The sequence below is a fragment of the Neobacillus sp. S1115 genome (assembly GCF_055385565.1).
Window position 1 is genome coordinate 3986817 of sequence record NZ_AP038275.1, and the last position, 13167, is coordinate 3999983.

The 13167-nt window shown below is 41.3% G+C and carries 17 protein-coding genes; 3 read left to right on the forward strand and 14 right to left on the reverse strand.

Translation table 11 applies throughout. The annotated features are described in order from the left end of the window. Nucleotides 1-77: 77 nt before the first annotated feature. From ACZ5B7_RS19255 to ACZ5B7_RS19270, 4 genes are all read right to left on the reverse strand, one after another. Nucleotides 78-200, reverse strand: a complete 123-nt coding sequence (locus ACZ5B7_RS19255; protein ID WP_213119029.1) for a YjcZ family sporulation protein — start codon at nt 198-200, stop codon at nt 78-80. Between the two features lie 117 nt (nt 201-317). Further along, nucleotides 318-1553 carry an MFS transporter gene (locus ACZ5B7_RS19260; protein ID WP_464490636.1) on the reverse strand — a complete coding sequence of 412 codons (1236 nt, stop codon included), beginning with the start codon at nt 1551-1553 and terminating at the stop codon, nt 318-320. 63 nt (nt 1554-1616) lie between these two features. Then, a complete protein-coding gene (locus ACZ5B7_RS19265; RefSeq protein WP_464490637.1) occupies nt 1617-2195 on the reverse strand; it encodes a DUF2087 domain-containing protein in 579 nt (192 codons plus the stop codon). A gap of 559 nt (nt 2196-2754) precedes the next feature. Next, the gene (locus ACZ5B7_RS19270; protein WP_464490638.1) at nt 2755-2892 is read right to left on the reverse strand and encodes a hypothetical protein; all 138 of its coding nucleotides are present in this window, start codon (nt 2890-2892) and stop codon (nt 2755-2757) included. Between the two features lie 170 nt (nt 2893-3062). Here ACZ5B7_RS19270 and ACZ5B7_RS19275 point away from each other — a divergent pair, with 170 nt between their 5' ends. Continuing rightward, on the forward strand, nt 3063-3956 hold the full coding sequence (locus tag ACZ5B7_RS19275) for an aldo/keto reductase (protein ID WP_464490639.1): 894 nt from the start codon (nt 3063-3065) through the stop codon (nt 3954-3956). Nucleotides 3957-4012: 56 nt separating this feature from the next. On the opposite strand, the gene ACZ5B7_RS19280 is transcribed toward ACZ5B7_RS19275, so the two are convergent. The 3 genes from ACZ5B7_RS19280 to ACZ5B7_RS19290 all read right to left on the reverse strand — a co-directional run bounded on the left by ACZ5B7_RS19280 (nt 4013) and on the right by ACZ5B7_RS19290 (nt 5333). Further along, nucleotides 4013-4417, reverse strand: a complete 405-nt coding sequence (locus tag ACZ5B7_RS19280) for a DUF3147 family protein (protein ID WP_464490640.1) — start codon at nt 4415-4417, stop codon at nt 4013-4015. A gap of 15 nt (nt 4418-4432) precedes the next feature. Further along, a complete protein-coding gene (locus ACZ5B7_RS19285; RefSeq protein WP_464490641.1) occupies nt 4433-4792 on the reverse strand; it encodes a DUF3147 family protein in 360 nt (119 codons plus the stop codon). A gap of 235 nt (nt 4793-5027) precedes the next feature. Then, nucleotides 5028-5333: a BC1872 family protein gene (locus ACZ5B7_RS19290; RefSeq protein ID WP_464490642.1), complete on the reverse strand. Its 306-nt coding sequence runs from the start codon at nt 5331-5333 to the stop codon at nt 5028-5030. Nucleotides 5334-5587: 254 nt separating this feature from the next. Here ACZ5B7_RS19290 and speD point away from each other — a divergent pair, with 254 nt between their 5' ends. Next, nucleotides 5588-6868: an adenosylmethionine decarboxylase gene (gene speD, locus ACZ5B7_RS19295; protein WP_464490643.1), complete on the forward strand. Its 1281-nt coding sequence runs from the start codon at nt 5588-5590 to the stop codon at nt 6866-6868. A 262-nt stretch (nt 6869-7130) separates the two neighbouring features. Here speD and ACZ5B7_RS19300 read toward each other — a convergent pair whose 3' ends face one another. The 3 genes from ACZ5B7_RS19300 to ACZ5B7_RS19310 form a co-directional block, all read right to left on the reverse strand. After that, nucleotides 7131-8225 (reverse strand): PrsW family glutamic-type intramembrane protease, encoded by a 1095-nt coding sequence (locus ACZ5B7_RS19300; RefSeq protein ID WP_213145463.1) that lies wholly within the window; start codon nt 8223-8225, stop codon nt 7131-7133. Nucleotides 8226-8332: 107 nt separating this feature from the next. Next, nucleotides 8333-8593, reverse strand: a complete 261-nt coding sequence (locus ACZ5B7_RS19305; RefSeq protein WP_464490644.1) for a CGCGG family putative rSAM-modified RiPP protein — start codon at nt 8591-8593, stop codon at nt 8333-8335. Between the two features lie 112 nt (nt 8594-8705). Then, entirely contained in the window at nt 8706-8828 is a 123-nt protein-coding gene (locus tag ACZ5B7_RS19310; RefSeq protein WP_261363816.1) for a hypothetical protein, read from the reverse strand. A gap of 245 nt (nt 8829-9073) precedes the next feature. Between ACZ5B7_RS19310 and ACZ5B7_RS19315 the strand changes: the two genes are divergently transcribed. Further along, complete coding sequence (locus ACZ5B7_RS19315; protein WP_464494529.1) at nt 9074-9733, forward strand: DsbA family oxidoreductase; 660 nt, start codon at nt 9074-9076, stop codon at nt 9731-9733. Nucleotides 9734-9829: 96 nt separating this feature from the next. Here the strand turns inward: ACZ5B7_RS19315 and ACZ5B7_RS19320 are convergent, their stop codons facing one another. The 4 genes from ACZ5B7_RS19320 to ACZ5B7_RS19335 all read right to left on the reverse strand — a co-directional run bounded on the left by ACZ5B7_RS19320 (nt 9830) and on the right by ACZ5B7_RS19335 (nt 13154). Beyond that, complete coding sequence (locus tag ACZ5B7_RS19320) at nt 9830-10054, reverse strand: hypothetical protein (protein WP_423798549.1); 225 nt, start codon at nt 10052-10054, stop codon at nt 9830-9832. Between the two features lie 75 nt (nt 10055-10129). Next, nucleotides 10130-11218 carry a threonine aldolase family protein gene (locus tag ACZ5B7_RS19325; RefSeq protein WP_464490645.1) on the reverse strand — a complete coding sequence of 363 codons (1089 nt, stop codon included), beginning with the start codon at nt 11216-11218 and terminating at the stop codon, nt 10130-10132. 53 nt (nt 11219-11271) lie between these two features. Further along, the gene (locus ACZ5B7_RS19330) at nt 11272-12285 is read right to left on the reverse strand and encodes a hypothetical protein (protein ID WP_464490646.1); all 1014 of its coding nucleotides are present in this window, start codon (nt 12283-12285) and stop codon (nt 11272-11274) included. Further along, nucleotides 12282-13154, reverse strand: a complete 873-nt coding sequence (locus ACZ5B7_RS19335) for an ABC transporter permease subunit (protein ID WP_464490647.1) — start codon at nt 13152-13154, stop codon at nt 12282-12284. The genes ACZ5B7_RS19330 and ACZ5B7_RS19335 overlap by 4 nt, the downstream gene beginning before the upstream one ends. Nucleotides 13155-13167: the final 13 nt, after the last annotated feature.

Below are 13167 nucleotides of genomic sequence, written 5' to 3' on the forward strand. Positions count from 1 at the left end.
TGTATTCACCGACTTGAAAAAAGATTACCAATAAAAAATGAGGTGCCCTCAAAGAACACCTCATTTTTTACTTGTTATTAATAAAAGCTAGCCCCGACGATAATTAAAAGAATAAACAATACTACAATTAAAACAAATGGGCTAAAGCCGCCATAACCGAAACCGTAGCCATAACCACCGCAACCGCACCAGCCGCACATAATTAAGTCACCTCTCTAATTGGTTTAATTATTCTTATGCAGCCGTGACGATAAACGTAAATGCGAATATAATAGCCTTTTAAAAATGGATGTTTGTCCTGCTTGGTTTACAATTGCTTATTTTTTCAAAAATGGCGGACTGGTCATAGTTTCCTTTTCCCTCACACGTTTCACAGACAAGAAGATCATAAGGAAAATGGCGATTAACATATAGGCGCTACCGCCAATTAACCCCATTGCTCGCGGTGACAGATATTCTAAAGCGGCCCCTGATAAAAGCATTGAAACACCCAATAATGGATTGCCAATGGATGCCAATAACCCAAACATTGTTCCCTGGTGTTCCTCAGGAATTTCCTTCATCAGAACCGTATCAAAACAGGCATTCCCAATCCCGGACATAAACGCGGCCCCGCAAAACACGAGAAACGCTGCGACTATATAATGGGTTTGGCTTAATATTACAAGAAAAGCACCCTCGAGCATGAGACAGGCTAACCCAATCCCAAGGATATTTTTTCGCAGACGGTTGGCGACAGAAAAACTTAATGTTAAACCAATCCCTAACGCTCCATAAAAGACCCCTACACCTATATCCCCTAAATGGTACTCTTTAACGGCATACACGGTAATCAGGACATTATCAATGCCGTTCATGGACGCAATGACCACTTCACAGAAAAGAAGAATTTGGACCGGGACGGACAATATGATTACCTTTTTTAAGGTTGGAATCAGCTTTTCCTTTTGTTGCGGCTTTTCATCCTGAATGGAGTTCTTTTCAGGAAATGTGATCGAAGAAATGATAATCGCTGCACCTAAAAAGGAAGCCGCATTAATCCAAAAGGTTAAACCTGCTCCAAATAAGTAGGAAACAATCCCCCCTGAAAAGGCGCCAACAATTAGTACAATCCCAACCAATACTTGTTCTAGACTATTTATTTTTATCAGATGCTCTTTGTTGACAAGAAGCGGTATCGCCGATTTTCTCGCTGGTGCATAAACAGCCTCGCCCACCGCTAACATGAAGGTACTAACATAAACAATCCAAAGATCCTCTTTCCCATGAACCCATAGAAACGACAAGGCAAACACGATGCGGATGAGGTCAGTTGCCACTAAAATGGTTTTTCTTGAAAAACGGTCTGCCAGCCTTCCCCCGATTGGGGAGAAAATAACAAAGGGCAATAGCCGAATCGCTAGCGTCATGCCGACTGCAAAGCCTGACCCTGTTAACTGGATTACAAGCGCTAATACAGCAACGGAACTGAAGCGGTCGCCGATTCCATTTACGACACCCGCAAGAAATAATCTCCGGTATTGTTTTTCCTCTTTGATAAAGGAAAGAGCCATCTTCCTCATCTCCTTTCGCCCTTATCTAATTTCACATCTATCTAATTAGTTTTGCAAAAAAATTTACTTCAGCCACCACAGTTCAACCGGATTTAATTCATATTGATTATTTTCACGGTACATAAATTGGCACATAATAAGTTCGCGACGTAACGTAGCGTAATCCTCATGATACTGCTTTAAATATTCGTTAATTTCCTTTTCTTGATAAACTTTACCCAATTCCAACCCTTGGACCATATGCTCAAGCACAACAAGCTTTTTCTTTCGCTGCGCTGGGTAGGTTTTCAGTTTCCCTTCTTTGGTGAAGAAGTTTTTAATGATTGCTTCCCTATCCTCCGCTGTCACCGACATTTCCATTTCTGCTCCGCCTCCAGTTCCAACATTCAAAATAGCCTTAGCACTCATCTCTAATATTTTTGTGTTAAGAGAAAAATAAATGGTGTTTTTATCACGCCGCTCTTTTATCAGCCCCACCTCTCTAAGTTTTGCCATATGGTGGGTTATCGTTGGCGGTTTAAGCCCCAGCTTACCGGCAATCGCCTGCCCGTGCAACGGCCCCTGTTGAAGCAAAGCGACAATCTTAATCCTGGTAAGGTCACCAATGGCTTTATGAAATTCCACGATTTTGTTTAATTGCATGTTTAAATTCACCTACTTTAATAATTATCTAATTAGATATTATTCGAATTTGGTTTCGTTTGCAATAGGCTAGTGGAATTTTTTTCAAGAATAAAATCAATAAAAAAACCCACTACTGGGGTGTGGGTTTTTTAAACTTTATGATTAATGTCTGCATTTCGGACAAGGCTGTAAGTGTTCCTTCATAGTTCCGCATGAAGCGCATTTATCGGTGCCCTGTTGACTTTTTTTGATTTTCCATTGATCGTAGGTTAAATGTCCTGCACTGTCGTCGTTTAAATACTTTATATAGTCATTACCATAAATATACATCAAAGGTATCACCTCCATTGCTCAATACCAATGTATGCGCTTACATATATGAAAAACACTAAAATAGCAGAATTAAATGAAAACTCGCAGATTGGCGAGTCCGATAGGGACGGTTCATGAGGCGTAGTTGAATTTATGTGTTAGGAAGTTATAAATTTATGAAAATTTATAACTTCCTATTAGCTAAAAAAACTATCTTTCTATGTATTTTTACAAAAAAGATAGTTTTTCTGGATAGTCTTTTTTATTATTTTTTAACAGGTGTACACACAGCAAATAAATTTTCAGACGGGTCAGTCACATTGATTTCAACAATCTTAAATCCGCCATTTCCTTGATCTTTGCCCTCGTTCTTGATTGGTTTTAAAACTTGATTGTTATTCATCGTCCTTACTTCCTTCCTACGTAATTTCTCACACAGAAGCTAATATATGACGATTGTTAAAAAATGTGCATATTTTTTTGTAAAATTTGTCTATTCCGAACGGGAGTTATCACTTGAGATTATGGTATTATTTTCTAAAGAATATGGGATCATGAAGGAGGTAGCTTGAAATGGTTGAATCTAGGAAAATAGCTGAAATTAGGGAAACCCTAAATAAGCGTGTAATATCCCTCCCTGCTCGTTCGTCTGTACCGGTTTTAGGTCAGGGAACTTGGAATATGGGCGAAAATAGCCGTGCAAAAGAGCAGGAAGTAAAAGCCCTTCAACTTGGGATTGAACTCGGAATGACGTTAATTGATACAGCGGAAATGTACGGAAATGGCGGTGCAGAGCAAGTTGTTGGTGAAGCTATAAAAGGACTCAGAGATAGAGTGTTTCTGGTCTCCAAAGTCTATCCTCATAATGCTGGAAAAAATAAAATCACCGAAGCCTGTGAAAACAGTTTAAAACGGCTTCAAACAGATCATTTGGATTTGTACCTTTTACATTGGCGGGGCCAGATTCCACTTGAGGAAACCATCGAAGGGATGGAGAAACTAAAAAAAGAAGGAAAAGTTCTGCGTTGGGGTGTTTCCAACTTTGACACAGAAGATATGGATGAATTAGTTGCTTCCGCAAACGGGACAAATTGTATCACCAATCAGGTATTATACCATCTAGGCTCACGAGGGATTGAATTTGATTTGCTGCCGTGGCAAAAGCAGCATCAAATGCCCATAATGGCCTATAGCCCGATCGCCCAGGGAGGTTCCTTAAGAAGACAGCTGTTGCGTGAATCTACCATTCTGGATATTGCCCGCAGTCACAATGTGCAGCCCTTGCAGATTGTGCTAGCCTGGTGTATCCGTTCCAATCAGGCAATTGCCATTCCAAAAGCTGTCCATCCGGAACACGTCATGCAAAATGCGGCGGCTGCTTGCATTGAACTAACAACAGAGGAATTAGCTAGACTTGACGAGGTTTTCCCTGCTCCCGACAGAAAAGTTCCTCTTGATATTATTTAAAAACGTAAAATGCCAGGCAGCTTTCCTTTTTCGGATGCCGACTGGCATTTTTTCTATTATTTATGATGTCTGAACCGTGCCTCTGCCAAAACCAGCTTTCTACTAAATGGTTTTATATTTAATTTCTCCCTTAGTGTTGACACCATCACGGAGCTGATCAGCCAAAAAAGCAGACCGAGCAGCATGCTTAGCGGCCAATTATGGGTCAGTTTTAAGAACAGCCAGACGGTCGCTGCACAAATAATGCCGCCAATCATGCCATAAACAGAACCGCCTGCAATTTTCGCTGCGTTCTTCGTTCCGGAAGTAACCCCTGCCATTAAAACGGCCGTAATCATCACAGCCGGAAACGCGGCGAATATTCCCCCTAGGATTTCCCATGGTGAAACCACAATTATTAAATAGCTGGCCATAACGGCGGCCCCGCCAAGTAGAAAACGTAAAAGTAAATCTTTTGTCATTGTTAACACCCTTTCCTAATTGACCGTGATGGCAACCACTATGATAGAAACTGCCAGCCAGCAGCCTAACGCCTCGATGAGTCCTTTTTTCCATCCGTGTTTCTTTAATAGAAGTACAGCCATAATGGCCACGAGTATATTAATTCCCATCCCAACCATGGCTCCTTTTGAGAGCATAATGGATTGGGAAACAAGAGCCTCGCCTTTCAAATCCAGCCCCGCTGTAAGTAATGCCGCTAAAAATACGGCTGGAAAAGCAGCGAATATTCCGCCTGCCTTTTCGCCCAATTTCCTCGCCACAATCGTTGAAGCGACAACTGCCACCCCCCCTAAAATAAATCTTATGAGTAACGCACTAACGGAAAGTCCACCCATCCTTATCACCTGTCCATAATACATATATTTGTGAATGTTTTCACATAATAACTCGATATGTTTATTTTACTCCTTTTTATCCTCAGCTCATGTGAACATTTCATTAACATTTTTGAAGCGCTATCAGGTTCTAAATAGGTACCAAAAGCAAAACGACCGAATGCTTGAAAAATTCGGTCGCTAAAAAATAAGGTTTATTGTTTGGGTTTAAATAATATAATTATTTACTGATAAGCTATAGCCATTCATCTGGAACCGAACTATTATCAGCGATTGCAAATGCTGCCTCTGTAATGGCCGCCGCTAACGTATTGCCCGTTTCGCATGCATCATTAAAACAAGCTTGGCACGTACCGTCTGTTTTATATGTAAACCCCAACTCTTTCATTCTTTCAACGATTAGCATAGCGTGCTCCAGGTTTTGCTCGGGTTGAAACTCGTCAACAGGTATGAAAATTCCCTTTTCAAAATCATACCAGCGATCCCATCTATTTAACTTCCAGCCTAGTATTCTGCGCGCAATTATTTCAGTTTTGTTCATAGCCACATTACTCCCCTATCCTCAATAGATTTTCCTATTTTACCATTTTCATATTCAGAAGCCTGTATCAATTTTCACACATACTAAATTGATTTTGACAATTTATTAACTGTCCTAAAGGCCTTAATATACTGCAAGCGAATATACGTATTTATCACTACCCGAGTTACACTCACATACTTTATTTATGAAAAATTTTTTAAAACAACAATATGAACTCAAAAATGAATCAGAATGGAGAAAGGGATGGAAGTATGGAGATGAAAGGTCAGCACCTCATCGTGGATGCATACGATTGTCGGGCGGAGCTCTTAAATAACGCTGATGAATTAAAAACCTTGATGCTTGATACTCTCCGTGAGCTGGAATTGGAAATTCTGCTGGCTTGCTTCCATTCCTTTTCACCTCAAGGAGTAACGGGAATCATCGCGATTTCGACCTCCCATTTTTCCATTCATACCTGGCCCGAATATGGGTATGCTGCCTTTGATTTATATACCTGCTCCCCTCAGGATGCCTGGCATGTTTTAAAAAAATTCCTTGGAAAAATCGGTGCCGGGCGGGCCACCGCTATTGAAATTGAAAGAGGGATGGAAAGGCAGATTTCTCCTCTATATTCAAAAAAGCTACATCCGATGCTCTCAGCCAGCAGGCGCCCGGGAAATGCATGGGACATGAAAATTCTTAAGGAAATCAAGAATGGCGGGCACCACATCCTCTATCAAGGGGCGAGTGAGCTCAATGACATACTGCTTGTCATGGCAAAGGACCTGAGATTGTATCTGAATGAAGAATTCCAGTTTTCTTCGCTGGATGAAAGACATTACCACGAAGCATTGGTCCTACCGGCAATGGAACTCGCAAAATCAAGGAAACGGGTGCTAATTTTAGGAGGTGGGGATGGCCTTGCCGTTCGGGAAGTCATTAAATATCATGATGTTGGCCATATCGACCTTGTTGAAATTGACCCGATGATTATTAAGCTGGCGGCAAATGAACCGGCATTTGTTGATGTTAATGAGGGTTCGTTAAAGGATAACCGCCTACAGGTCCATATTATGGATGCGAAGAAATATTTAATGGGAGAAATGAAAAGATATGATGTCATCATTATGGATTTTCCGGACCCGGTTGACCCAGATACCAGCTTATTGTATACGAAGGAACTGTTTGACCAAGTTGGCCGGCACTTAAACACTGATGGAGTCGTCGTCTGCCAGTCAACTTCCCCAAAGGACAACCCCCGGGTCTATTGGAGTATCGCTAAAACACTGCAGGCTTCGGGCTTTAAAACGGAAGCATTTTATTCAGTGGTGCCATCCTTTGGAATGTGGGGGTTTCACCTGGCGAGCCGCGGCAATTTCTTGAAAAAATGGCCGCAAATCTCGGTTCCACATGAAGCCATTGAAACAAACACGGAACCGTTGTTTCACTTGCCCCCTAAGTTCCAGCCCCCCAATACCGGATTGATTATTAACAGCAAAAATAACCTTAAGTTGCATGAACTTTATCAGCAAGAAATGGGTAATATTTAAGCTGGGAATAAAAAAATGCGATTGACATTATCTGCAATCGCATTTTATATTTTTGGCAGCAATCGAACTATCATTCTTTGAACGGAATAGGTAATTACCGAGTCTATTTTTACCGTTGGCTCAATATTAGGCACAATACAGGCAAAATAACAGCCTCTATTCTTACCGCTCGCCCTACAATAGAGACAATACGGGCAAAATAAAACCTCTATTTTCAACATCCCAACAAGATCGGGCACTCGTCAATTTGCCCCAATCACCTTTAAGGCTGTGTCGGCTGAGTTGGTTCATACGCAATCCGCCATTTTTTATTGGCGATTTCTTTAAGGCCTCTGCGAATCATTAAGAAAACGACAACCCATGAAGAAACCATAAGAAAGATATGTCCGAATGGGGACATGCCTTTAATCGGTGTATCCCATAAAGCGTGCATCGCTACGACCAGAAGGAAAACAAATAAAAAGTACGGCTTAACCAATAGTGAAAAATCGAATTTTTGATCGCCTTGTGCTTTGCAGAAAGCCCCACCTGTCAATGCAGCCCAGGCCACATGCCCGCCGGGAGCTAAAACACTGCGCCAGAGGATCGTCGTATAAAGGTGTTCGAAACTCCCTCCTGTTAACAGGCTTCTTAACGCATAGCCTGCTGTTTCAAACGCGGCAAAGCCTGCTCCCACTGCTGCACCCACCAAAAGCCCATTTAGCATGTACCTGTATTTGTGGTTTCGAACAAACCAGATAACAGTCATCACTTTGGCCACTTCCTCCACAATACCAATGGTGATGGGGTTGATGTTGTTTTTTACAAGATTAAAAAATACTAGTGCAACCAGCATCGAGAGAATGCCGCCAATCAAGACTACATAAATGACCCTATAAAAAGCAATATTTTGCGGTGCATTCATTTCCCAGAAGAACATCAGCGTTGTAATAGGGACCGCAAATGCACCAATAATGATGAGACCCGGTAAAAAGTTAAAATTATGGAACACGGTGACACCTATGTGCATGCCTAAAAATGCAAGCAGGGCAATCAAAAATACTCTTGCAAAAAGCCAAGGCTTTGGCCATGTTTCCTTTACTTCTTCAATCTTCGGTGTTGTGATTGCTGTACCGACAATGAATAGCCTATCCGCCTCCAGCGTGCTATGCTTTCGAAACACCCTTGAAAAAATGTTTTGAAATTTAGGTTCTACCGAACGCAGCTGCTTCGGCATCGCATCCACGTAAGAGGCAAACTCGTAAAATAAACTGTCTGGATCCGGGTCCGTATTTCCACCCAGTTTAAAGTTTTTTCCGCAGTTGAGGCAGTACCTGACCCCCTCCGGATTCGAATATACGCAGTCCGGGCAATTCAATTAGCATCCCCCTCTTGATAAAATGACTGAAATTGGATGTTTAACTTGTTTTTACTATGCCCGTTAACTGCATACAAAATTATTTTTTTATAATGAAGATTATTTATCTAAACTCTTTTCCAAACCCGTAACACGTAACCGCCGCAGCCGCACTGGTCGATAAACTTTACATCAATTTTCGCACCGAACCTAGAAAACAACTCCTCTGTTAAATACTCATCAGGATTCCCAAAGCCGGCAGGCGTGACGACATTAACATAAAATCCTTTCACTGTCTGTTTTACAGCATCAATCGCATCTGCAATAACCAATTCCTTATCGTTTGCATATTCCTCATGCTCTAATGAGATTGACCAGTTCTTTTCCATTACATTCACCTCTTCCTTCTATTTTAAAATGAACTACGCCGGCAAGAGGTGATTTTCATCACGCAGCATTTTCAACTAAAAAAGGGCACTTTTTGCAGTGCCCCTTTTCAAGTTATTTTTTTGTTTTTTCTAAAGCTTGTAACGCTACCTTTTCAAGTCCAGTTTGGGCAAATTCCACATCCGTTTTAGGCATTGCTGGATTATACTGTTTTTGCTTGTTCTTCTTTTTAGACATTTTTTCATCATCCTTTTCGATTCATATAGTCATACTAAAAAGAATGCCTGTCCGGCACTTCCTTCTTATTTTGCGTTCTTTCATGAAGGCTATGCTAATTAGGTGATGCTGCAGCACTTCCCTACAAGCGGCATTTTTGCATCCCAATTTGGGAACTGATATAGTTTTATTACATTATGTTAAATTTGGAGGTATATCGCATGTTAATAGAAATGTGGACTGACTTCGCTTGACCATTTTGCTATATTGGCAAAAAGCGTCTGGAGGACGCTATTCAGAAAGTTAATTTCCCTGTCGAGGTCGTTTATCGCTGCTTCGAACTCGATCCTACGATGAAACGGGATGTAGACTACAATATCTACGAAGCTTTATCGAAAAAATATGGCATGAGCGTGGAGCAAGCAAAAGCCAACAGTCGTAACTTAAAAAGAATGGCTGCCGAGGTTGGACTGGAGTTTAACCAAGATGCACAAATTCTGACCAACACATTCGATGCCCACCGATTGGTGATGTTCGCCAACAAACAGGGCCTCATGCATAAAATGACCGACCGCCTCTTACGTGCTTATTTTACGGAAGGCAAGCATATTGGGGATCATGCCACACTTGTACAGCTGGCTGAAGAGGTTGGCTTAAACGGCGAGGCAGTAAAAGAAATGCTGTCAGGCACTGAAATGAGCGGGGAAGTCCGCGAAGACGAAGGGCTCGCTGCGCAATACGGCATCCGCAGCATCCCATTTTTCATATTAAACAAAAAATACTCGCTTACTGGGGCCCAGCCGACCGAAACATTTATCCAAGCTTTGAATCAGATTAAAGCAGAAGAATCAGCCATTACGGATTTGGGTGACCAGGACGGCGGTCTAAGCTGTGACGAGAACGGGTGCGAAATTCCTAAGAAATAACTACCCTTTTAAAATTGAAGGTCCGAAGCCATTTTGGTTTCGGACCTTAGTTTTTTCTAATATTCCGGAAATGTAATAGATGATTCCATAGTTCATTTAATCGTTAAAATCCGAAGCATCATTGTAATCATAACGGAATCCATCTTTTTGAGCGGACCTGTTTTCGGTTAGATTACTGACGGCGTTACTTGCGGCGTCTACTGTTTTCATGGCAGCATTCTCGGTTGCCTCTAAAGCATTATGCACCGATTCAAAAGCTTCTCCTGCCGCATTTTTGATATTTTGCGCAATATTAGCATCATTTGGTCTACGATTCGCCATTCCCATCACCTCCTAAACAAATTTAGGATATGTTAGAAAGGTTTTATTATTCAGGCTCTGACTCGTGACCACTCACTACAACGATTTTGCCCTCATTTTCTCTTCCAATAATTTAAAAGCACCGATTAATTGTTCCCGTGGAAGTTTCTCGTACAAGTCCCCGACACTGACTTCAAAATAACTGGTCGACTCCGTCACGTCTCTTACATAACCTGATAACCCAATTCCGGCTTCCAGACAGATTTCCGTTAAAATCCGCTCCATCTCTTCTTTCGGGGCATCGAAATGGACATGAAACATATTGGAAACAGGCACTTCCGGCTTAGTGGAGACGCCATAACACTGATTATAAAATCCAGCGAGTTCTTTCGCTTCCTCATAATACTGCTTCATTTTCCCAATCCGTTTTTCAAAATAATAATCGGCACTCATATAATACGGATAAAGACTGATTAAATCCCCGCCATGGCGTCTTTTCCATACCTTGGATTTCTCAGTAAAGTCACTGTCACCAGCCAGAACCGCACCGGCAATCCCGCCAATTCCCTTGTAAAAAGAAATATACACACTGTCGAACAAGCGGCAAATTTCGGCAGCTGTTTTTTCATAAAAAGGAAGAATTTCAAACAGTCGTGCCCCGTCCAAATGAAGCATAATTCCTTTTTCTTTGCAATAAGCGGAAATCGCCTCAAGCGTTTGATAGTCCGGAAGCTGTCCGCCAATTTCCCGCTGCGGCAATTCCAAAAGTACACAAGCAACCTCTTCCTTCATGCCTGTTACATCTTCAAATTCGATGACCCTAGTTTTATCTGCTAACAAAACGGATTCAATCTGATGGAGCTCCTTTAATCCGTCCTCTTCATGAACCTCTAAATGGCACAACGGATGGTAGGCGACCTTTTTCAAGCCTTTTTGATCACACCAAATTCTCATCGCGATTTGCTGCGCCATTGTCCCGCTTGGAAAAAATACCGCAGCCTCTTTTCCCAAAACAGACGCCATTTTTTCCTGGAAGTCCTCGATCAATTTCCCCTTCCCATACATTTCACTATCAAGCTGTCCATCAAGGTTTTCAAAGGCTTCCTTCAAAACTTGGATTTTTCTAGAACCATGGCCGTTCACTTGAAATGGAGTTTCTTTATATACATCCTGCAATCTATTCATATTTCCTGCTCCCTTTGTGTTGAACTAAAGTTTCAACTTCATTATACATTTATCTACGAACCTAAACTCTTTTTTTCTTTAACAAAAACAAACTGCTCCGGAGCCTGGTTACCTGTCTTACGAACCGATGTTTGAACTAGTGTCTTCTTTTGTTTTACATACGAAATACCTGCTATATTTTCTTCCAGTTCTTTTTTGATCATATTGACAATCTGGATGATCACGAAAAATCCTAAAATAGTGAACGATATGGTCCAGGGATACTGGATGAAATCATATAAACTTTGTCCAATTAAACCTGCCCATTCATTGGACATGGAGGCTTGTTTCGGCGGTGGATCATCATAGCCTACGATTCCGCCAATCGTTTGGCCTCCTAGATAAAGGCCAAAGATACCTAAATGCATGGTTACCTGTAAAGTAGTTAATAGTTGTTGAACCGTAAATAGAATGCCGTAGGAGCGAAAATAAGGGAATAAATGCCTTTTTAAAATATGAAACTTGCCGGCTCCCATTAACAAGGAAGTTGTAATAAACGACTTGGTTTTTAACTCCTCGATCAAGTCAGTCGTAAAAACTAACACCGATGGAATTCCTAGCAATATAAGCATCAGAACTTGATAGGTAACGATGGTGGTAAGCGGCCTTTCAACATGGGCCATTACCGGAAGCATCAATACAATCCCTAGAAAGGTAGCGGGAACAAATCGAAATACAATAAATAAATCATTTACAAATTTTTTTAACCACGGTGCCCAAAGTGATATAAAGACGCCTAAAAGGCCCCCGATGATTACCCTTAGGAAAGCCACACCAATAGCTGTGATTAAGGTAAACTTTGCTCCATACAGTAAAAGTAATAGCAAATCTTGGCCATTGCGGTCTGTTCCAAATATATGCTCTGAAGAAGGTGGAAACGGGGCACGGCCGATTACCTTTCCCGCTTCGTTGATAATCAGGCCATTTTTATCAAAATCTGCCGGTCCATACAACGGGTATAGTAAACTTGCGATGAGCAGAAGAAGCAGAATTGCTGAGCCGATGGTGGTTTTTCGGAAACCTCTCATATGCTTGCACTCTCCTTTCTGTTTACGGCTTTGATAGCAAAAAGACTAAGCACCTCAATCACTAAAAGCGGCAAAATAAATAACAGCAGACAGATGACCAGTCCAAGGAAACTGCCGCCTCTCATGACGATCAATTGAAGGATTCCTGTTAACCCTGGAAGCGTAAACATGAATTCAATTAAAAATATATTAGAGAGAATGACCCAAATACTCGTTCTTAATTGCAAAATAAATAACGGAAAAGTGTTGCGAAGCATATGTACAATCAGAATTCTTAATGAACTAAGCCCTTTTGCCCTGCTATATTGAACATAATCCTTTACCTTCTCTTCCTCCAGCACCTTTATGATAAACTGAGCAAACAACATTGCTGGAAGAAAGGAAACCGTGACAACAGGGACCACAAAAGGCCTTGCACCAAATACTCCGTAAAGCTGCAAAAACTTCAAACCCGTTTCTCTATATAGCGTAATAACAAAGAACTGAATGATAAAAATAACCATTAAATCAGGAACGCCTTCAAAAAAGTAAATTCCGCGCTTTATAAATCCACCGATTTTTTGGGGCATCATATGGACAAACATGGCAGCTAGCAGTCCAAATACGATAACTGCTACCAGCGAATATGTGAATATCGACATGGTATAAGCATAACCTTCCGGCAGATTTTGCTCATTAAACAGGTCTATGTAACTTGTGTCCCCAAACTGAATTAATTGTTGAATATTCTCTTTCACATACTTCCAAAAAGTTTCCGGGTGTAACGTTAAGGTATTTCCAATGCCAATTAACGAAGGCAGATTAAAGACAAAAAGAAACCCGAAAACCATCAAAACCAACCGAACCGGCCACTCTATTAACTTTTTCATTCCATCACCTCTA